Genomic DNA, 20355 nt, shown 5'->3' with positions numbered 1-20355 from the left:
CTATGAGGGCAATATTTAAGACAGACCGTGGAAAAGTCCGCCAGCATAATGAAGATAATGGCGGAATCTTTAAGAACTCGGAAGGCGTTCGCCTTGCCATCGTTGCAGATGGCATGGGCGGCCACCGTGCCGGGGATGTAGCCAGTGCAATGACGATAGACCTTCTGAAAAAGGGCTGGGAAGTATCCACCGGAATCGAAACGGCAAATGATGCCGAAGATTGGCTTAAGCAGCAAATCTTCACGGTCAATCAGTTGCTTTTTGAACATGCAGAAGCGAATACGGAATGTAAGGGCATGGGGACCACCATTGTTGCAGCCATTTGCACCGACAAGTTTGCTACCATTGCCAACATCGGGGACAGCCGGTGTTATTTGTATAATGAGAGTGGTTTTAAGCAGGTCACGGAAGATCATTCACTCGTTAATGAATTGGTCCGTTCCGGTCAGATTTCGAAAGAAGATGCCGAAAACCATCCACGGAAAAATGTTTTATTACGAGCCTTGGGGACAGAAATGCAAGTGGAAATGGACATTATGACGGTCATCTTCGAAGAAAATGATTTACTATTGCTTTGTTCGGACGGATTGACGAATAAAGTGAGTGAACTGGAACTGGAAGAAACGGTAACCAATGCACAGTCACTTGAAGAAAAGGCGAATTCATTAATAGATAAGGCCAATCACTACGGTGGGGAAGATAATATCACCCTTGTGCTTGTTCAATTTACTGAAGAAAGTGAAAGCAGGTGAATTGAATGTTGATTGGCAGAAGGATCAACGGCCGTTATAAACTGATCCAGATGGTCGGCGGCGGCGGTATGGCTAATGTTTACCTTGCTAGGGATATGATCTTAGATAGGGATGTTGCATTGAAAATCCTTCGCATGGATTTTAATAATGACGAAGAGTTCATCAAGCGCTTCAATCGGGAAGCCCAATCGGCAACCAGTTTGGCCCATCCCAATATCGTAAGTATTTATGATGTTGGTGAAGAAGATTCCATCTATTATATTGTAATGGAATACGTTGACGGTTTTACACTTAAGCAATACATACAAAAATATTATCCAATTCCAGTTGATGAAGCCTTGGATATCATGAGGCAAATCACGGCAGCGATTTCCCATGCCCATCATAATGGGATTATCCATCGTGACATCAAACCACAGAACATTTTGATTGATAAGGAAGGAACCGTCAAGATTACGGACTTTGGCATTGCATTGGCCCTAAGTGCAACAAACATAACGCAGACCAACGCAGTCTTGGGTTCGGTTCATTATTTATCTCCGGAACAGGCCAGAGGCGGTATGGCCAATAAGAAATCGGACATTTATTCACTTGGCATCGTCATGTTTGAATTGTTGACGGGGAGATTGCCTTTTTCAGGTGAATCAGCCGTGTCGATAGCTCTTAAACATTTACAATCGGAAACTCCTTCACCAAAACGCTGGAATTCTGAAATACCCCAGAGTGTGGAAAATATTATCTTGAAAGCAACAGCCAAAGATTCATATTACCGCTATGAGAGCGTGGACTCGATGGAGGATGATATACGGACGTCGCTTAATCCGGAGCGTTCAAATGAACTTCCTTTTGCGATTCCCGAAGATCATGATGCAACAAAAGCCATCCCTGTCATAACGGATGATCAGCTTTCAAGCATCGATGAGACAATCATAAGGGGTCCTGAAAAAAATACGTTAGTTTATGCGGACGATGAGGAAAGTGAATCAGAAGCAGAGAGTAATTCAAAAAAGAAACAGAAGAAACAAAAGAAACAGAAAAAACAAAAAAACAAGTCGGAACACAAAGGTAAAAAGCGAAAGAACATGCCTGCGATCTTGGTGACCACCTTTTTAGTTCTCGCACTGCTTGCTGTTTTATCTGTCACAGTTTTACCTCCCCTCCTTGTCTCGAAGGAAGTGACGATCCCTGACCTTAAAGGGGAAGAATTGGATGACGCCATTACTGAATTGCTTGAAATGGATTTGGAAATTGGAGAGACGATCGAGATTGAAGATGAAGAGGTTGAAGCTGGTCTTGTGATCAAAACCAATCCTAAGGAAGGTAAGACGGTCAAGGAAGGTGCAGTGATCGATATTTATCAAAGCGTTGGTAAAGAGACGATTTCATTGTCCAGCTATGAAGGTCGAGATTACTCTGATGTTAAATCCCTGCTTGAAAAAATGGGATTCAAAAACATAAGCGTTACTGAAAAATATGATGACAGTGCTCCCGGCACGATCATAGATCAATCTCCCTCGGGTGCCACTGAGGTCGTACCATCCGAAACGGAGCTTGAGCTGACGGTCAGTAAAGGGGCAGATCTGTTGAGCTTGAAGAACTTAACGGGGTTCAATAAAGCTGCCCTTGATGATTATTCCAGTGAAAGCGGAATAAAGATCGATGTCGAAGAAGAAATCTATGATGATTCCGTAGCTGAGGGGCTTGTCATTTCCCAATCACCGGAACCTGCTACGAAGGTGGAAAAGGGCAGTACTGTGAAAGTGGTCATTTCAAAAGGGAAGGAAGAGATTCCGCCCAAGAGTGTAACGGAGGAAGTCAAAATCGAGTATGATCCGGTTGAGCCAGGCAAAACACAAAAAATACAAATTTTCATCGAGGATATCGACAATAGCATGACGGAGCCTCAAGAAACATTCTATATATTGGAAGATGCGGAGAGAACGATCGAATTAATGGTTTCCCCGGATAAGAAAGCAGGATATAAAGTCATGCGGGACAATCAGGTCATCATTGACGAATCCGTCTCATATCCAGAATAAATTTAAGAATTAGGAGTGTGGTTATGCCCGAAGGAAAAATAATCAAAGCATTAAGTGGATTTTATTATGTCCTTGATGGTGAAGAGGTCTATCAATGCCGTGGAAGGGGCCTGTTCAGGAAGAATAAGGTGACCCCGCTCGTTGGTGATTATGTTGTTTTTGAAGCGGAAAATAAAACGGACGGGACCGTGACCGAAATAAAACCGCGAAAGAACGAATTGATACGTCCGCAAATCTCGAATGTAGACCAGGCAATCCTTGTCTTTTCGGCAGTGGAACCTGATTTCAGTCCAGCCTTGCTTGATCGATTTCTCGTATTGATCGAAGATAACGAAATCGAACCGATTATCGTCGTGACGAAACTGGACTTGGTTACAGCTGAAAATCAAAAGAAATTGTCTCAGTATATCAAGGACTATCAGAAACTTGGCTATACTGTTCTGGAGACATCTTCCGTTACCGCCGGAGGGATTGAAGAACTAGTGCCGTATTTAGAAGGAAAAACCAGTGTATTTGCAGGTCAGTCCGGTGTTGGGAAATCGTCTTTGCTGAATGCGATCAATCCGGAATTGGCTTTAAAGACGGATGATATTTCTTCACACCTGGGACGCGGGAAGCATACGACCCGGCATGTTGAATTGATCCATATCGGCTCTGGACTTGTCGCGGATACTCCAGGGTTCAGTTCACTTGAATTCATGGAAATGGAAGCTGAACGGCTATCCTATTGCTTCCCGGAAATGCATAAGCATGGGGAAGACTGTAAATTCAGGGCCTGTCTCCACGATAAAGAACCGAAATGTGCAGTGAAGGAAGCGGTTGATTCCGGGGAAATTCCCCGTTATCGATACGAGCATTATATGCAATTCTTAGAAGAAATAAGAGATAGAAAGCCGAGGTATTAAAATGGTTAAAATCGCACCATCCATTTTATCAGCTGACTTTGCAAAATTGGGAGAAGAAATTCTTGATGTGGAAAGGGGCGGAGCGGATTTGATCCATGTGGATGTCATGGATGGGCATTTCGTGCCGAATATAACGATAGGCTCACTAATTGTTGATGCTATCCGCCCAGTAACGAAGCTTCCGCTTGATGTTCATTTAATGATCGAACAACCTGATCGTTATATCGAGTCCTTTGCCAAAGCGGGAGCTGATTATATAACTGTACATGTAGAGGCCTGCACACATTTGCATCGAACGGTTCAATTGATCAAATCTTTTGGTGTAAAGGCAGGCGTGGTGCTTAATCCAGCCACTCCGGCTTCCTTGATACAACCTATAATCGAAGATATTGACATGGTATTGTTGATGACGGTTAATCCGGGTTTTGGGGGGCAAAAGTTCATTAAATCCGTTCTTCCGAAAATTGCCGAAGTGAAGGCGATGGCAGGAAAGTATAATCAAAATCTCGAGATAGAGATTGATGGTGGAGTAAATGAAGAAACGGCTAAACTATGTATTGAACAAGGGGCGACAATCCTGGTGGCCGGTTCGGCAATATATGATCAGGAAGATCGACGCGCAGCGATTCAAAAGATTCGGGGAAAGTGATATAAGCCGACACTATCATATTCATATGATGGTGATCGGCTTTTTTTATCAATTAAAATAAGGCACCTTGGATATGATTTTTATATGGAAAAGGATGATTTCGATGATTATCAGTATAATGGCTGGAGGTCCGGAATGTTTTTGGCCGGATTTGACATGGTATAAGGAGAAGACAGATCTTTGGGTCGGGGTTGACAGGGGAGTATGGTCTCTGCTTGAAAAAGGTATCGAACCTAAGTACGGTTTTGGGGATTTTGATTCGGTTTCGGAGGGTGAATACGAAAAGATTGAGCAAATGCTGGAAGAAATCAATCTATATTCCTCGGAAAAGGATGAAACGGATTTAGAAATCGCATTTAAATGGGCAATGGGGCAAAAGCCAAGAGAAATTCACATTCTGGGCGCAACAGGGGGAAGAATGGACCATTTTCTCGGGAATATCCAGCTGCTCCAAAAAGAAAGTGTCCTCCCTCATCATGGTGATATGGATATATACATAGTCGATCGGCAAAATATAATCACAGTAAAGACAGCAGGTTCATATAAGGTCACTGCTTTGAAAGATAAGAAATACTTGTCCTTGCTCCCAGTAAACGCTGAAGTCACCGGCATTACTCTTTCGGGTTTCAAATATCCGCTGGACGGTGCAAGCTTGGAAATGGGTTCGACGCTTTGCATCAGCAATGAACTAATTTCCGAATCTGGGAATGTTTCATTTGAGAAAGGCATATTAATGGTGATAAGAAGCAGTGATTAAAATTCATGCTTAGAGCAGATTCGGATATAATTACGATCATCCTATATCCGCTTAAAAGCTTATGTTGTAATAGAAAAATTCCACTTCATCTTTAATTGTGGGATGCAAAGAGGAGGGGCATGATGAAATTTTATACGATTAAATTGCCAAAAGTTCTGGGCAGTTTGGTAAGGGCTATGCTCGGAGCGTTTAAAAAAGGCTGATACTTATCTCCATGACACCTCTCAAATTAAGGGAGGTGTTATTTTTTAGTAAAATAGGGCGGCCATCCATTAATGGGTGAAGGCATCCTTCTTGATGCAGACTGGACCTGGTCAAGGATTTGAAACCATCCCCATTAAATACCGGCCATTACAAGTAAAAAGGCATCCTAAGAGGATGCCGTAACATTATACGCGTTCTACTTTGCCCGATTTAAGAGCTCTTGCAGAAACGTATACACGTTTAGGTTTACCGTCAACTAAAATACGTACTTTTTGAAGGTTAGCGCCCCATGTACGCTTGCTAGCGTTCATTGCGTGAGAGCGGCTGTTACCAGAACGAGTTCTTCTTCCAGTGATTACACATTTACGTGCCATGTCAAATTCCCTCCTAACTACAACAAGCTTAAGTTTTTCGCAGTCGTCTTAAGTCTTTGTAAAATACTTTAATAATTTATCATACCTACCGCTAGAATGCAATACTTCAGTTAATTACTTTCAAGAAAAAAACCTTGACATACATACTTCAAAATTGAATTATATAGAGTACCGTAAGACATTTACTTTTAAAACCATAGACATTATAGTAAAATGTCTTTAGTTGATTTGATTTTTGGGAGGGAAAAGAAAATGTCTATCGAATTACAAACGAAGTATGGACAAATTGATATCTCTAATGAGGTTATCGCTACTGTAGCAGGCGGCGCAGCCGTGGATTGCTACGGAATTATAGGAATGTCTTCCAAAAAACAATTTAAAGACGGCATTGCCGAAATTTTAAGAAAAGAAAACTTTACTAAAGGTGTAATTGTCCGTCAAGAAGAGGAAGAAGTTCATATCGATATGTATATTATCGTAAGTTATGGAACGAAAATCTCGGAAGTTGCACATAATGTGCAATCAAAGGTAAAGTACACTCTGGACAAAACTGTAGGATTAGCTGTTGATTCCGTTAACATTTTTGTACAGGGAGTTCGTGTGACGAACCCTTAAGTATAGGAGGAAAGTTTTGTGTCAATTACAAGTTTGAACGGAAAGCGCTTTGCAGAAATGATCATTCAAGGTGCCAACCATTTAGCGGCTAATGCCCAAATGGTTGATGCGTTGAATGTTTTCCCTGTTCCGGATGGAGATACAGGAACGAATATGAATTTATCGATGACTTCGGGAGCGAAGGAAGTGCAAAATAACGTCCAGGAACACATCGGAAAAGTGGGTGCGTCGCTTTCAAGAGGTTTGCTTATGGGCGCACGCGGCAATTCGGGAGTTATCCTTTCGCAACTGTTCCGCGGTTTTGCTAAAGCGATTGAACATAAATCGGAAATCAATAGTGAAGAATTTGCCCAAGCTTTTGAAGCAGGGGTTCAGACAGCTTATAAAGCCGTTATGAAACCTGTTGAAGGAACCATTTTAACGGTTGCAAAAGATGCAGCCAAGCAAGCGGTTTCATCAGCAGCAAAGCATACAGACCTAATTCAGGTAATGGAAGAAATCGTTACGGAGGCCAATGCTTCATTAAAACGCACACCTGATCTTCTTCCAGTCTTAAAAGAAGTGGGTGTCGTTGATAGCGGGGGGCAAGGGTTGGTGTTCGTATATGAAGGTTTCCTTGCTGAGCTGAAAGGTGAAGCCCTTCCAGTACGATCCGCTAATGGTCCAAGCATGGATGACATGATCAGTGCCGAACATCACATGAATGTACAAGGACATATGAACACGGAAGATATCGTGTTTGGCTACTGTACGGAATTCATGGTCCGATTGGAAAGTGAAAAACTTGCCAATCAATCATTTGATGAAGAAAAATTCAGAAATGATTTAAGTGAATACGGAGATTCTTTACTAGTCATCTCAGATGATGAAGTCGTCAAAGTACATATTCACTCTGAACAGCCTGGCACCTGCCTGAATTATGGACAGCAATATGGTAGTTTAATAAAAATGAAAATCGATAATATGCGTGAACAGCATACTGCGATTGTAGGTGAGACGAATACACCGCTTCAAACCAAACCGCCCACCAAAGAGAAGTACGCTGTAGTGTCAGTGGCGATGGGCGCTGGCATCAGCGAATTATTCAAAAGCATCGGCGCTAAGTCCGTCATCGAAGGCGGGCAAACGATGAATCCTAGTACGGAAGATATCGTTAAAGCTGTCGAAGGGGCATATGCAGATCATGTGATCATCTTGCCTAACAATAAAAATATCATCATGGCCGCCAATCAGGCTGCAGATGTACTTGGGGATCATGTGACTGTCATTCCAACGAAAACAGTACCACAGGGAATGGCTGCATTGTTGGCTTTCAACCCTTCACTTGATGCCGAAGAGAATAAAAAAGCGATGATCGAAGCCCTTTCGCATGTGAAAACGGGCCAGATTACTTATGCTGTCCGGGATACCAACATTGACGGTCTTGCAATCGAGACCGGGGACTTCATGGGAATTGCTGAAGGCACCATCAAGGTGAAGGATAAAGACATGACTCAAGCGGCAAAAGATCTTCTTTCCGGTATGATTGACGAAGATTCAGAAATCCTTACCATATTATATGGTGAAGATGCCACTGCTGAAGATGTCGAAAGTCTTGTTGCGTTTTGTAATGAGAATTTCGAAGACGTTGAAGTTGAAGTCCATAATGGGAAACAACCTCTATATTCTTTCATTTTTTCAATTGAATAAGTATAGAACATGAAAATAAGGGAAACCTATCCGTCATAATGTTTGGAGGATCCCGAAAAAAATAAAAGGCAATAAACTGCATATGTCATTAGGCTATGCAGTTTTATTTTGGCTGTTTTCACATACTTTGTTGCTATTTACCAGGTAGTGAGGGGTGGTTGATTTCCCCTTCAGATGCTCGCTTTCCGCGGGGCGGGCGGTGAGCCTCCTCGGCGTAAACGACTGTGGGGTCTCACCTGTCCCGCTGCTCCCCGCAGGAGTCTCGCACTTTCGCTCCAATCAACCTTAAATAGTTTCGTTTAAAAACAACAATCTTTACGAAAAGAGCCTTTATTTTTATGAAAAGAAGGATTACGGACAGCATAATTGTAATTACAATATATCAGGCTTTATTATTAAACTGACTCCAAGTGAATAGAAGGAGGAGCTAATCATGAAATTTAGAAGTGTATTCGATATAATTGGTCCTGTTATGATCGGCCCCTCCAGCTCCCATACAGCAGGAGCTGCAAGGATCGGTAGGGTTGCCAGGAATTTATTCGACCGGGAACCAAAATGGGCCCATATTTCTTTTTACGGATCGTTTGCCAAAACCTATAAAGGCCATGGAACGGATGTAGCCATTGTAGGTGGCTTGCTTGATTTTGATACATTTGATAAGAGAATCAAAGAATCGCTGGAAATAGCACGCAAAAAGAAAATGAAAATTACATTTCGAGAAGAAGAGGCAGTACCGGAACATCCCAATACAGCAAAAATAACAGTTGGTGATGATGATGGTGAACTGGAACTTGTCGGAATATCGATAGGCGGGGGAAAGATCGAAATCGTCGAATTGAACGGATTTAAATTGAGGCTGTCCGGGCACAACCCTGCCATACTCGTCGTTCATGATGATCGATTTGGTGCCATTGCCAATGTTTCAAACATATTAGCCAAGCATCAAATCAATATTGGCCAAATGGAAGTCTCCCGAAAAGAGAAAGGGCAGATGGCCTTGATGACGATTGAAGTGGACCAAAACCTGGAGGATCACGTCATAGCTGAAATTACAGCACTCCCCAATATCACTCAAGTAGCAAGGATTGTGGATTGATAGAGCAATCGTTTCCACTTAGGAAGGAGAAGAAACATGTTTCGAAATGTAGCGGAATTAGTAGAATTAGCTGAATCAAAGCAGAAAAAAATTTCAACGCTGATGATAGAGCAGGAAATGGAAGTAACGGGAAAAAGCCGTGAAGAAATCATCCGCCAGATGGGAGTCAACCTGGATGTAATGGAACAGGCAGTTGAAAAAGGACTTCAAGGTGTACGGTCCGTTTCCGGCCTGACGGGAGGGGATGCAGTCCTTCTTCAGAATTACATTAAATCCGGAAACTCCTTATCCGGTGAACTGCTGTTGGATGCGGTAAGCAAAGCTGTGGCAACAAACGAAGTGAACGCAGCCATGGGAACGATTTGTGCGACACCGACCGCCGGATCTGCTGGTGTTGTGCCTGGTACCCTTTTCGCTTTGCAAAATAAATTAAAACCGAGTCGGGAACAGAAAATTGAGTTCCTATTTACAGCAGGGGCGTTTGGTTTTGTAGTAGCGAATAACGCTTCGATCTCTGGAGCCGCAGGGGGCTGTCAGGCGGAGGTCGGTTCTGCTTCGGGTATGGCAGCGGCAGCCATCGTTGAAATGGCAGGAGGGACACCGGCACAAAGTGCAGAAGCGATGGCAATCACATTAAAGAACATGCTTGGTCTTGTGTGTGATCCTGTTGCCGGGCTTGTGGAGGTGCCTTGTGTGAAGCGTAATGCCATGGGTGCAGCCAATGCCATGGTTGCAGCAGATATGGCTTTAGCGGGCATCACAAGCCGCATACCGTGTGATGAAGTAATTGATGCGATGTATAAAATCGGGCAAACGATGCCATCTGCTCTTAGGGAAACTGCACAAGGAGGTTTAGCGGCTACACCGACTGGGCGGGAGTTGGAAGCGAAAATCTTTGGCTTACCGCTAAATAAGAAGTGAACTCGACTTTACGCGAACCTATTACCGCAGTAAAAGGCATTGGGGCCGAAACGGCAGCAGCTTTGGGGGAAATGGAGATCCATACCGTCGCGGATCTCCTTGAGCACCTCCCATATCGCTATGAAGATTACCGGTTGAGGGATTTAGAAACGGTCGAGCATGATGAACGGGTTACTGTAGAAGGCAAAGTTCATACGGTACCCACGTTAGGGTACTTCGGAAAGAAAAAATCCAGGCTCACGATTAAAGTTTTGACTGGGAGATATTTAATAAATGTCATTTTTTTTAACCAACCTTATCTGAAGCCGAAGCTTGCGATAGGCGAAACCGTAACGGTAACGGGAAAGTGGGATCGTCATCGTCAAACCATTACAGGCTCGGAATGCCATGTTGGTGATCGGAGCCGGGAGAAAGAGTTCGAACCGGTGTACTCAGTGAAGGGCAGCATTACCGTCAAAGGGCTCCGCCGCTTCATCTCCAATGCATTTTCTGAATATGGGACAAAGATAGAAGAAAATCTGCCCCCGCAATTATTGGCGGCATACAAACTGATGCCGCGTAATGATGCTCTTCGTACCATGCATTTCCCTCAATCGGCCAATGAGGTGAAGAAGGCCCGACGCCGTTTTGTGTATGAAGAATTTTTATTGTTTCAACTTAAAATGCAGGCACTTCGTAAAGTGCAGCGGGAGCAGTCAAAAGGAATAGGCCAGGAGTTTGACATGGAGCGGCTGGAAGCCTTTGTTGAAACCCTCCCTTTTCCTTTGACGAACGCTCAGAATAGGGTCGTCGAGGAAATAATGAATGACATGAAGTCTCCCTTCAGGATGAACCGTCTGCTTCAAGGGGATGTCGGGTCTGGGAAAACGGTGGTTGCCGCCATATGCCTGAAGGCGACGATTACAGCAGGTTTCCAAGGTGCACTTATGGTCCCGACGGAAATCTTGGCTGAGCAGCATACACAATCGCTGAAAGCCATGTTGGAACCGAGTGGAGTAAAGGTCGCATTGTTGACAAGTTCGGTAAAAGGCAAAAAGCGCAAGGAACTATTGCAAATGCTGGAATCCGGGGAGCTGGATCTTTTGATAGGAACTCATGCATTGATTCAAGATGAAGTGAATTTCCGGAACTTAGGTCTTGTCATAACGGATGAACAACATCGTTTCGGAGTGGAGCAGCGCCGCATCCTTCGTGAAAAAGGTACCAATCCAGATGTGCTTTTCATGACGGCTACACCAATTCCGCGAACTCTCGCAATTACAGTGTTTGGGGAAATGGACGTCTCGACGATCGATGAAATGCCTGCCGGGCGTAAAGCGATAGAGACCTATTGGGCGAAACACCAAATGCTTGATCGGATCTTATCCTTTGTCGAAAAGGAACTAAAGAAAGGGAGACAGGCTTACGTCATCTGTCCATTGATTGAGGAGTCGGAGAAACTCGATTCTTTACAGAATGTTCTTGATGTTCATGCAATGCTGACACAATTCTTTGCGAACAGGTACAAAGTGGGTCTTATGCATGGACGGCTGCCTGCGGATGAAAAGGAAGAAGTGATGCAGCAGTTCAGTGCCAATGAAGCGCAGATCCTTGTTTCCACGACGGTCGTCGAGGTTGGGGTGAATGTTCCAAATGCAACGGTAATGGTCATTTATGATGCGGAGCGCTTTGGACTTTCACAGTTGCACCAGCTGCGCGGAAGGGTTGGGCGGGGGAGCGATCAGTCCTTTTGCATCCTGCTGGCTGATCCGAAAACGGAAGTCGGCAAAGAGCGGATGAAAATCATGACTGAGACAAACGATGGTTTTGCCCTTTCCGAAAAGGATTTGGAACTCCGTGGACCCGGGGACTTCTTCGGTAAAAAACAAAGCGGCCTTCCCGAATTCAAGGTAGCCGACATGGTCCATGATTACAGGACCCTTGAAGTGGCAAGGATGGATGCAGCAAAATTGATTGCCTCCCAAAGCTTTTGGCATTCCCCGGAGTATGCACCTTTGCGGGATTATTTAGAGGGAACGGGAGTATTTACGGGAGAAAAGCTGGACTGAACTGAATAAAAATCCAATAGCAGGTTGTGAGATTTTACGCAATATCTTGCAATCTGTTTTTAAAATATATATACTACTATTAGTACCTAGTCATAATACTACGGATGGTGACCTTCAAATGCGAAGAAATAAGAAGGAACGCCAGCAATTATTAATCGAAACGATTAAACAGAATCCTTTTGTAACGGATGAGGAGCTGGCTGAAAAATATTCGGTGAGCGTCCAGACCATTAGGCTTGACCGTCTTGAATTATCGATACCGGAACTGCGTGAACGGATTAAAAGCGTGGCCGAGAAAAAATTCAGTGACGAAATCAGGGCATTGCCTTTGGATGAAATCATCGGGGAAGTAATTGATCTTAATTTAGATGATAATGCAATTTCGATTTTGGATATAAATAAAGAGCATGTCTTTAAGCGGAATGGAATCGCAAGGGGACATCACCTTTTTGCCCAAGCAAACTCATTGGCTGTGGCAGTCATAAATGATGAATTGGCATTAACTGCGAAAGCATCCATTTTATTCACTCGTTCTGTAAAGGAAAATGAAAGAGTGGTAGCTAAAGCGAGGGTTAAAAACGTGGACCACACCAACGATCGTTCCGTGGTGGAGGTTAGAAGCTACGTAGGTAATGAACTGGTTTTTAAAGGCGAGTTCGAAATGTATCGCTCTTAACTTGCTAGAAAGGATGAAAAAAATGAAGATAACGATAGATGCAATGGGTGGCGATAATGCTCCCAAGGCACAGGTTTTGGGAGCGATGAAAGCTGTCGAGGCTTTTTCCGATGTGGAAATTACCTTGATAGGCAATGAATCCGAGATTAACCAATACTTAGCGAAGCATGGCCGAATAAGGGTTATACATACTGATGAAAAAATATTAAGTACCGATGAACCTGTTCGTGCGGTTCGCCGCAAGAAAAGCGCTTCGATGGTATTGGCTGCACAGCAAGTGGCTGACGGAGAAGCGGACGCATGCATTTCTTCAGGCAATACGGGGGCGCTGATGGCTGCAGGTTTGTTTGTGGTCGGAAGGATAGAAGGCATTGAACGTCCGGCATTGGCTCCCACCCTTCCGACAATCGATGGCAAGGGTTTTGTATTACTGGATGTAGGCGCGAACTCCGATGCGAAACCGGAGCATCTCCTTCAATTCGCCATAATGGGGTCTGTTTATGCTCAAAAAGTGCGGGGAATCGAAAAGCCCCGTGTCGGATTACTTAATATCGGAACAGAAGAAAAAAAAGGGAATGAACTGACTAAGCATGCCTTTACATTACTGCAGCAATCATCGGAGATATCCTTTATAGGTAACGTAGAGGCAAGGGACCTCCTAAACGGGCCGGCGGACGTTGTCGTGACGGACGGCTTCACGGGAAATATGGTGTTAAAGACGCTTGAAGGCACTGCTATGGGCGTATTCAAAATGGTGAAAGCCGCCTTGATGAGCAACCTCAAAAGTAAGTTGGCTGCAGCAATGGTAAAGCCAGAACTAAAAGTCATAAAAAATAAAATGGATTACTCGGAGTATGGCGGTGCTGGCCTCTTCGGTTTGAAGGCCCCTGTCATTAAGGCGCATGGTTCTTCAGATGCGAATGCGGTCTATAATGCTATACGCCAGACTCGCGATATGGTTGGAAATGACGTCATATCGACAATTGCGGAGACAATAGAAAAACAATAATAAATCATAGAGGCAGGGGAGTAACAGATGGGTAAAATTGCTTTTGTCTTTCCAGGACAAGGATCACAATCAATAGGAATGGGGCATGGCTTATTTCAGGAAAAAGAGTGTGCTCAGCAAATTTTTCGATCAGCAGATGAAAAACTTGATTTTCCGCTTACGGAATTGATCTTTAATGGCACACAACAAGAATTAACGGTGACTTATAATGCACAGCCAGCCTTATTGACTACGAGTTATGCTTTTGTCAAGGAGTTGGAAGAAGCGGGAATCAAACCCGATTATACTGCCGGGCACAGTTTAGGTGAATATACGGCATTAGTGGCATCTGGTGCAATTTCTTTCGAAGATGCCGTATATACAGTGCGTAAACGCGGTGAATTCATGGAAGCTGCGGTACCGAATGGTCAAGGCTCAATGGCTGCGATTTTGGGAATGGACCGTGAAGCTCTATCTGTAGTCACTTCTGAAATTACGGCCACAGGTGAATCCGTTCAATTGGCCAATATTAATTGTCCAGGGCAAATCGTCATTTCAGGCACCTCCGAAGGGGTTAAACTTGCAAGTGCAAAAGCCAAGGAAAATGGGGCTAAACGGGCTCTTCCTCTTGAAGTGAGTGGACCGTTCCATTCTGAATTAATGAAACCGGCAGCAGAAAAGTTACAGGGTGTCCTTGATGAAGTAAGCTTCAAACAGGCAGAAATTCCTGTCATTTCAAACGTAACGGCTAAGCCCATTACAGCACCTGCCGAAATAAAAGAAAAATTAATCGAACAGCTGTATTCACCGGTCCTTTGGGAGGACAGTGTGAAAAATCTACTTGAATTGGGCGTGGATACGTTCATCGAGGTTGGCCCAGGGAAAGTGTTGGGCGGATTGATAAAGAAAATTGATCGTTCCGTTCAAATTCATTCGGTATCCGATATAGACACTCTAACTAAAACAATTGAAACATTGAAGGGGGTACAAGCATGATCCTCGAAGGTAAAAAAGCGCTTGTAACGGGAGCATCACGAGGTATTGGCAGGGAAGTTGCATTGGAACTTGCCCGGCAGGGGGCAGACGTTGCCATTAACTATTCCGGCAGTGAAGCTAAAGCGAATGAAGTGGTTGATGAAATCAAGGCATTGGGCCGAAAAGCATTCGCCATCCAATGCGATGTTGCAAATAGTGAATCGGTGACAAGCATGATCAAAGAAGTCGTCGAACAATTTGAAAGAGTGGATATCCTGGTTAATAATGCCGGCATCACACGTGATAACCTATTGATGCGCATGAAAGAAGATGAATGGGATTCTGTTATCAATACGAATCTTAAAGGCGTGTTCCTATGCACCAAAGCTGTTACAAGGCAAATGATGAAGCAGCGCAGCGGCAGAATCATCAATATGGCATCGATCGTCGGCGTAAGCGGAAATGCAGGGCAGGCTAATTATGTAGCGGCTAAAGCAGGTGTCATCGGTTTGACTAAGACGACGGCAAAGGAACTTGCATCAAGAGGCATTACAGTCAATGCGATTGCCCCAGGTTTCATCTCAACGGATATGACTGGGGAATTGCCTGAGGATGTCCAAAAAGCCATGCTGGACCAAATTCCGCTTGCACGTTTCGGTGACCCTAAAGATATTGCTGCAGTGGCGTCTTTCCTTGCTTCCGATGCAAGCAAATATATGACTGGGCAAACTCTTCATGTAGATGGCGGCATGGTCATGTAAGTTTTCTTTGATTTTTTTCGAAATTAATTTATAATGTCTTGAGGGGAGGTGAACACATTGGCAGATGTATTAGAAAGAGTAACTAAAATCGTTGTAGATCGTTTGAACGTAGAAGAATCAGAGGTAAAACTTGAAGCTTCTTTCAAAGAAGATCTTGGTGCCGATTCCCTTGATGTAGTTGAACTAGTCATGGAATTCGAAGACGAGTTTGATATGGAAATTTCGGACGATGACGCTGAAAAAATCGCCACAGTAGGTGATGCTGTGAATTACATACAAAGCACTATGTAATGAATTGTCATTTGACTAAAAGCTCCGTTTTTTAACGGGGCTTTCTCTTATTGCTTAAAGAAGTTTGATTCAGCGGCAGATAACGGAATGATCATGTTCACGGGTATGCTCCGACTGCATGCAGTGTCTTTTGCCTTTAGTTTTCTTTAAGCGGATAATCATGTATGATGTTACATAGGAAAGCTTGACAGGAATTCCTGCCAGGTTTCTTTTTATATATTGGAAAAATATGCTTTTTGAACCGTGGAGGGTTTTGTGTGATGCGTAGGAACGGAAATAATCGTAAACCATCAATCAAGGAAAATAAATTCAAACAGTTGCAAGAAAATCTGGGTTTTCATTTTAAAGATGAAAATTTATTGAAACAAGCTTTTACACATTCATCTTATGTGAATGAGCATCGCCGTAAGCCTTATGAAGATAATGAAAGGCTTGAATTCTTGGGGGACGCTGTACTTGAACTGACCATCTCTAAATACTTATATCAAAAATATCCGATGATGAGCGAAGGTGAACTTACCAAACTAAGGGCAGCGATTGTGTGTGAGCCTTCACTTGTTGCTTTTGCCAATAGCCTTTCTTACGGGGAATATGTATTACTCGGAAAAGGGGAAGAAATGACAGGTGGAAGGGAACGCCCTGCCATGCTTGCGGATGTATTCGAAGCCTATATTGGTGCTTTGTACCTTGATCAAGGATTAGAGCCAGTTGTGCAGTTTTTGACGAATGTCGTGTTTCCAAAGATAGACGAGGGTGCTTTTTCTCATGTGATGGATTATAAGAGCCAGCTTCAGGAGCTGATCCAGCGCGATGCCATCGGTGTCCTGCAATATAAGATCTTGCAGGAAAAAGGACCGGCCCATAATCGGGAGTTTGTTTCGACGGTCTCACTGAATGGGGAAGAACTTGGCTCTGGAATAGGAAAGTCCAAAAAAGAAGCGGAGCAGCATGCAGCCGAGCATGCATTGATCGTTTTAAAAGAAAAAAATCAACAAGATAGTTGAACAGTAGAGGGGGAAAGGTCATGTTCCTCAAACGTTTGGACGTTGTAGGATTTAAATCTTTCGCAGAGAAAATTTCGATAGATTTTGTACCTGGTGTCACGGCAGTGGTTGGACCAAACGGAAGCGGTAAAAGTAATGTGACCGACGCAGTCCGGTGGGTCCTTGGAGAGCAGTCTGCGAAATCACTGCGTGGAGCAAAAATGGAAGATATCATCTTTTCGGGAAGTGACACGAGGAAAGCGTTGAATTTTGCGGAAGTATCATTGACCCTTGATAACGAGACCAATTCCCTGCCGATCGACTTTCATGAAGTCAGTGTGACAAGACGTGTATATCGATCGGGAGAAAGTGAATTTTTCATTAATAATCAAGGGTGCCGTCTGAAAGACATCATAGACCTTTTCATGGATTCCGGTCTTGGGAGAGAAGCGTTTTCCATCATCAGCCAAGGTAAAGTGGAAGAAATCCTTAGCAGTAAGGCTGAAGAAAGACGAGTGATTTTTGAAGAAGCGGCCGGTGTCCTGAAGTATAAAACGAGAAAACGAAAAGCGGAATCGAAGCTGACGGAAACACAGGATAATTTAAACCGTGTCCATGATATCCTCCATGAATTGGAGGGGCAGGTGGAGCCGTTAAAAATTCAGTCTTCCCTCGCCAAGGAATTTTTGGCGAAGAAAGACGAACTTGAGCAAATAGAAGTGGCTTTAACCGTTTATGAAATTGAAGAGCTTTATGAAAAATGGGAAAAACTATCACAGGAACTTGAAAAACATAATGAAATGGAACAGCAAATGGCAGGACAGCTTCAGGACAGGGAAGCGCATCTCAAAAAGCTAAGGGATAGTCTTGCGACGCTTGAGACATCGATCAATGGCCTTCAGGAGATTCTCCTGAATGCCAGCGAAGAACTTGAAAAGCTTGAAGGCCGTAAAGAAGTTTTGAAAGAACGGAAAAAAAATGCCGCCCAAAACAAGTCACAGCTGGAAAAAGCGATTGTGGAAGGTGAGGCTGCTGTCGAGCGTTTGTCTTTGCAAAAGGAAAGGGAAACGGAAATCCTGCATGCATTGAACTTGGAAGTGAAAGGGATTTCTGAAACCTTACATGAAAAACAAAAAAGCCTAGGCCTATTCAATAGTGATATCGAAGCGGTGATTGAAGCGAAAAAAAGTGACTATATCGAGTGGTTGAACAAGCAGGCCTCGGCCAAAAACGAAAAACAATACCTGCTTCAGCAGCTTGCGCAGCAGGAACATAAAAATGCAAAACTTGATATGGAAAATGAAAAGTTCTTAACTGAAAGAATGGATATCACTGCTAAAAAAATGGAATATTCACAGCTGATGGACAATATGACCAAGCAGCTTGAAGAGCATGTCACTTATTTCCGAAATCAGCAGAATAAATTGAATGCGGCAAAAGATACGTATCAAAAACAAGAAACCACCCTTTATAAGGCCTATCAATTCCTTCAACAGGCTAAATCGCGTAAGGAACTGCTTGAAGAAATGGAAGATGATTATGCTGGCTTCTTTCAGGGTGTAAAAGAGGTTTTGAAAGCGAAAGAAACCCTTCGAGGCATTGAAGGGGCAGTTGCGGAATTGATAAAGGTTCCAAAGGAGTATGAAACGGCCATTGAAACGGCTTTGGGCGGAGCGATGCAGCATGTTGTCGTGGAACGCGAAGAGCATGCACGTGAAGCCATTTCCTTCTTGAAGAAAAATAGGTACGGGCGTGCGACTTTCTTGCCTTTATCAGTCATAAAGGCAAGAGAGATATCAGCTAACCAATTATCGATGCTAAAGAGCCATTCAGCTTTTGTAGGGACTGGTTCCTCATTGATCCAATATGATGATAGGCATGCAGCGATTGCTGAAAACCTATTAGGAACAGTGATTATCACCACAGATTTAAAAGGGGCAAATGACCTGGCGAAAATGATGCAGCACCGTTTCCGCTTCGTAACACTTGAAGGGGATATCGTCAATCCAGGTGGTTCAATGACTGGTGGAGCCTTAAAGCAAAAAACGACCTCCCTGCTTTCAAGGAAAACGGAATTAGAGGAGCTCCAACAAAAACTTGCTGCCATGGAAGTCAAAACGAATCAGCTTGAAAAGCAAGTCAAACAGCTCAAAGTGGATGTGGGTGTTCAAGAGCAAACGCTTGAACAAACCAGAAAAACTGGAGAGAGACTTCGGTTACAAGAACAAACCCTTAAAGGGGAACTCCGTGAAGTGGAGCTTCAGGAAAGAAATGTGAATGAACGGCTGCACCTTTATGATTTGGATAAAAATTCATATTTAGAAGAACAACAGCAAAAAACGGCAAGACTTGAAGAGCTTGAAGAACTTTTGGAATCATGTAAATCGGAAATTGAAGGTCTGGACCGACTGATTTCCGAAATGACCGAACAAAAGCAATCACAACAATCTTCAAAAGAGAGCCTTGCTGAAGAAACGAATGAACTGAGGGTAATGCTGGCTTCCAAGCGTGGCCAGCTGCAAAACCAAAAAGAGAAGATGGAACGCATTGAATCGGATCTTTCTAAGGAATCAAGCAGGCTTGCTGAAAACAAAGATGATTTAGGGCTCCTGACCAATGAAATGACAGACAGTTCAAGCGGGGAAGAGTCCCTGGAAGATATGGCTCAGCAGAAATTGCTCGATAAAAATGGAGCAATTGAAGGAATCACCATAAAAAAACAGGAAAAAAACGAGCTTCTAATGGAAGTTGAAACGCTCGAACTGTCCTTGAAAGAAGAAAATCGACTTTATAGAGGCATTGTCGAAGTGATAAAGGATGAAGAAGTGAAATTAACTCGTCTGGATGTCGAACTGGAAAATCGCCTCGACCACTTGCGAGAAGAATATACCCTTTCCTTTGAAGGTGCTAAAGAACAGTATCCATTGATGATGCCTGCCGACGAAGCTCAAAAAAGGGTGAAGCTCATCAAGCTTGCTATCGAGGAACTGGGGACGGTGAATTTAGGTGCAATTGATGAATACGCACGTGTAGCTGAACGCTATGAATTCCTTCTTAGTCAAAAGGAAGACCTTCAACAGGCGAAAGATACATTATTCCAAGTCATCGATGAAATGGATGATGAAATGAAACGCCGCTTTGCGGATACTTTCTATTCGATCCGTAAAGAATTCGAACAAGTCTTCAAAGCTTTATTTGGTGGAGGCAGGGCGGAGCTGAAACTGACGAATCCTGATGATTTGCTAAATACAGGTGTGGATATCATTGCACAGCCTCCCGGAAAAAAACTGCAAAATTTGAGCCTCTTATCCGGCGGAGAACGAGCATTGACAGCCATAGCCCTTTTATTCTCCATTCTAAAGGTGCGTCCTGTTCCTTTCTGTATCCTTGACGAAGTCGAGGCAGCGCTAGATGAGGCGAATGTCGTCCGGTTCAGCCAATTTTTAAGAAAGTTCAGCAGGGAAACGCAGTTCATCGTGATTACTCACCGCAAAGGCACGATGGAAGAGGCAGATGTCCTATATGGCATTACGATGCAGGAATCAGGTGTCTCCAAACTTGTTTCCGTCCGGATGGAAGAATCAGAAAACTTTATGGAAGTTTAAAATTCATGAATTAGAGGAAGTGGGACA

19 protein-coding genes are annotated in these 20355 nt (G+C 43.6%); 18 read left to right on the top strand and 1 reads right to left on the bottom strand.

Annotated features, from left to right (window positions below; all coding sequences use genetic code 11):
- The first annotated feature begins 2 nt into the window (after window positions 1–2).
- The 6 genes from A6755_RS19145 to spoVM all read left to right on the top strand — a co-directional run bounded on the left by A6755_RS19145 (window position 3) and on the right by spoVM (window position 5305).
- Window positions 3–752, top strand: a complete 750-nt coding sequence (locus A6755_RS19145) for a Stp1/IreP family PP2C-type Ser/Thr phosphatase (RefSeq protein WP_034313784.1) — start codon at window positions 3–5, stop codon at window positions 750–752.
- 5 nt (window positions 753–757) lie between these two features.
- On the top strand, window positions 758–2791 hold the full coding sequence (gene pknB, locus A6755_RS19140; protein WP_063591676.1) for a Stk1 family PASTA domain-containing Ser/Thr kinase: 2034 nt from the start codon (window positions 758–760) through the stop codon (window positions 2789–2791).
- 23 nt (window positions 2792–2814) lie between these two features.
- Entirely contained in the window at window positions 2815–3696 is an 882-nt protein-coding gene (gene rsgA, locus A6755_RS19135) for a ribosome small subunit-dependent GTPase A (RefSeq protein ID WP_053534359.1), read from the top strand.
- Window position 3697: 1 nt separating this feature from the next.
- The gene (gene rpe / locus A6755_RS19130; RefSeq protein WP_063591675.1) at window positions 3698–4345 is read left to right on the top strand and encodes a ribulose-phosphate 3-epimerase; all 648 of its coding nucleotides are present in this window, start codon (window positions 3698–3700) and stop codon (window positions 4343–4345) included.
- A gap of 103 nt (window positions 4346–4448) precedes the next feature.
- Window positions 4449–5102: a thiamine diphosphokinase gene (locus A6755_RS19125; RefSeq protein ID WP_063591674.1), complete on the top strand. Its 654-nt coding sequence runs from the start codon at window positions 4449–4451 to the stop codon at window positions 5100–5102.
- Window positions 5103–5224: 122 nt separating this feature from the next.
- Window positions 5225–5305, top strand: coding sequence for a stage V sporulation protein SpoVM (gene spoVM / locus A6755_RS19120; protein WP_034313769.1), 81 nt, complete (start codon window positions 5225–5227; stop codon window positions 5303–5305).
- Between the two features lie 186 nt (window positions 5306–5491).
- On the opposite strand, the gene rpmB is transcribed toward spoVM, so the two are convergent.
- Window positions 5492–5680, bottom strand: coding sequence for a 50S ribosomal protein L28 (rpmB, locus tag A6755_RS19115; RefSeq protein ID WP_034313767.1), 189 nt, complete (start codon window positions 5678–5680; stop codon window positions 5492–5494).
- A 252-nt stretch (window positions 5681–5932) separates the two neighbouring features.
- Here rpmB and A6755_RS19110 point away from each other — a divergent pair, with 252 nt between their 5' ends.
- The 12 genes from A6755_RS19110 to smc all read left to right on the top strand — a co-directional run bounded on the left by A6755_RS19110 (window position 5933) and on the right by smc (window position 20328).
- Window positions 5933–6295 (top strand): Asp23/Gls24 family envelope stress response protein, encoded by a 363-nt coding sequence (locus tag A6755_RS19110; RefSeq protein ID WP_034313762.1) that lies wholly within the window; start codon window positions 5933–5935, stop codon window positions 6293–6295.
- Between the two features lie 18 nt (window positions 6296–6313).
- Window positions 6314–7984 (top strand): DAK2 domain-containing protein, encoded by a 1671-nt coding sequence (locus A6755_RS19105; RefSeq protein WP_063591673.1) that lies wholly within the window; start codon window positions 6314–6316, stop codon window positions 7982–7984.
- A gap of 433 nt (window positions 7985–8417) precedes the next feature.
- Window positions 8418–9080, top strand: coding sequence for an L-serine ammonia-lyase, iron-sulfur-dependent subunit beta (sdaAB, locus tag A6755_RS19100; protein WP_063591672.1), 663 nt, complete (start codon window positions 8418–8420; stop codon window positions 9078–9080).
- Window positions 9081–9116: 36 nt separating this feature from the next.
- A complete protein-coding gene (gene sdaAA / locus A6755_RS19095; RefSeq protein ID WP_054396923.1) occupies window positions 9117–10001 on the top strand; it encodes an L-serine ammonia-lyase, iron-sulfur-dependent, subunit alpha in 885 nt (294 codons plus the stop codon).
- Window positions 9998–12049 (top strand): ATP-dependent DNA helicase RecG, encoded by a 2052-nt coding sequence (gene recG, locus A6755_RS19090; RefSeq protein WP_063591671.1) that lies wholly within the window; start codon window positions 9998–10000, stop codon window positions 12047–12049. Before sdaAA ends, recG begins: the two co-directional genes overlap by 4 nt.
- A gap of 118 nt (window positions 12050–12167) precedes the next feature.
- Entirely contained in the window at window positions 12168–12725 is a 558-nt protein-coding gene (fapR, locus tag A6755_RS19085; RefSeq protein ID WP_034313744.1) for a transcription factor FapR, read from the top strand.
- 22 nt (window positions 12726–12747) lie between these two features.
- Complete coding sequence (plsX, locus tag A6755_RS19080) at window positions 12748–13734, top strand: phosphate acyltransferase PlsX (protein ID WP_034313740.1); 987 nt, start codon at window positions 12748–12750, stop codon at window positions 13732–13734.
- 27 nt (window positions 13735–13761) lie between these two features.
- Entirely contained in the window at window positions 13762–14709 is a 948-nt protein-coding gene (gene fabD, locus A6755_RS19075) for an ACP S-malonyltransferase (RefSeq protein ID WP_063591670.1), read from the top strand.
- Window positions 14706–15449: a 3-oxoacyl-[acyl-carrier-protein] reductase gene (gene fabG / locus A6755_RS19070; RefSeq protein WP_034313733.1), complete on the top strand. Its 744-nt coding sequence runs from the start codon at window positions 14706–14708 to the stop codon at window positions 15447–15449. The genes fabD and fabG overlap by 4 nt, the downstream gene beginning before the upstream one ends.
- Window positions 15450–15506: 57 nt before the next feature.
- Window positions 15507–15740, top strand: coding sequence for an acyl carrier protein (locus A6755_RS19065; RefSeq protein WP_034313729.1), 234 nt, complete (start codon window positions 15507–15509; stop codon window positions 15738–15740).
- A gap of 260 nt (window positions 15741–16000) precedes the next feature.
- Window positions 16001–16744, top strand: coding sequence for a ribonuclease III (gene rnc / locus A6755_RS19060; protein ID WP_034313726.1), 744 nt, complete (start codon window positions 16001–16003; stop codon window positions 16742–16744).
- A 20-nt stretch (window positions 16745–16764) separates the two neighbouring features.
- Window positions 16765–20328, top strand: coding sequence for a chromosome segregation protein SMC (gene smc, locus A6755_RS19055; protein WP_063591669.1), 3564 nt, complete (start codon window positions 16765–16767; stop codon window positions 20326–20328).
- The last annotated feature ends 27 nt before the right edge of the window (window positions 20329–20355 follow it).

Origin of the sequence: Peribacillus frigoritolerans, from assembly GCF_001636405.1 — a bacterium.
Lineage (GTDB): Bacteria > Bacillota > Bacilli > Bacillales > DSM-1321 > Peribacillus > Peribacillus frigoritolerans.
Note: the sequence above shows the minus strand (reverse complement) of the source record. Positions and strands in the feature narration are given on the sequence as shown.

What these genes read in the sequence shown, in the direction of transcription:
- A6755_RS19145 (WP_034313784.1), top strand. Translation starts at nt 3, where the DNA reads ATGAGGGCAATATTTAAGACAGACCGTGGAAAAGTCCGCCAGCATAAT.
- pknB (WP_063591676.1), top strand. Translation starts at nt 758, where the DNA reads ATGTTGATTGGCAGAAGGATCAACGGCCGTTATAAACTGATCCAGATG.
- rsgA (WP_053534359.1), top strand. Translation starts at nt 2,815, where the DNA reads ATGCCCGAAGGAAAAATAATCAAAGCATTAAGTGGATTTTATTATGTC.
- rpe (WP_063591675.1), top strand. Translation starts at nt 3,698, where the DNA reads ATGGTTAAAATCGCACCATCCATTTTATCAGCTGACTTTGCAAAATTG.
- A6755_RS19125 (WP_063591674.1), top strand. Translation starts at nt 4,449, where the DNA reads ATGATTATCAGTATAATGGCTGGAGGTCCGGAATGTTTTTGGCCGGAT.
- spoVM (WP_034313769.1), top strand. Translation starts at nt 5,225, where the DNA reads ATGAAATTTTATACGATTAAATTGCCAAAAGTTCTGGGCAGTTTGGTA.
- rpmB (WP_034313767.1), bottom strand. Translation starts at nt 5,680, where the DNA reads ATGGCACGTAAATGTGTAATCACTGGAAGAAGAACTCGTTCTGGTAAC.
- A6755_RS19110 (WP_034313762.1), top strand. Translation starts at nt 5,933, where the DNA reads ATGTCTATCGAATTACAAACGAAGTATGGACAAATTGATATCTCTAAT.
- sdaAB (WP_063591672.1), top strand. Translation starts at nt 8,418, where the DNA reads ATGAAATTTAGAAGTGTATTCGATATAATTGGTCCTGTTATGATCGGC.
- sdaAA (WP_054396923.1), top strand. Translation starts at nt 9,117, where the DNA reads ATGTTTCGAAATGTAGCGGAATTAGTAGAATTAGCTGAATCAAAGCAG.
- fapR (WP_034313744.1), top strand. Translation starts at nt 12,168, where the DNA reads ATGCGAAGAAATAAGAAGGAACGCCAGCAATTATTAATCGAAACGATT.
- plsX (WP_034313740.1), top strand. Translation starts at nt 12,748, where the DNA reads ATGAAGATAACGATAGATGCAATGGGTGGCGATAATGCTCCCAAGGCA.
- fabD (WP_063591670.1), top strand. Translation starts at nt 13,762, where the DNA reads ATGGGTAAAATTGCTTTTGTCTTTCCAGGACAAGGATCACAATCAATA.
- fabG (WP_034313733.1), top strand. Translation starts at nt 14,706, where the DNA reads ATGATCCTCGAAGGTAAAAAAGCGCTTGTAACGGGAGCATCACGAGGT.
- rnc (WP_034313726.1), top strand. Translation starts at nt 16,001, where the DNA reads ATGCGTAGGAACGGAAATAATCGTAAACCATCAATCAAGGAAAATAAA.
- smc (WP_063591669.1), top strand. Translation starts at nt 16,765, where the DNA reads ATGTTCCTCAAACGTTTGGACGTTGTAGGATTTAAATCTTTCGCAGAG.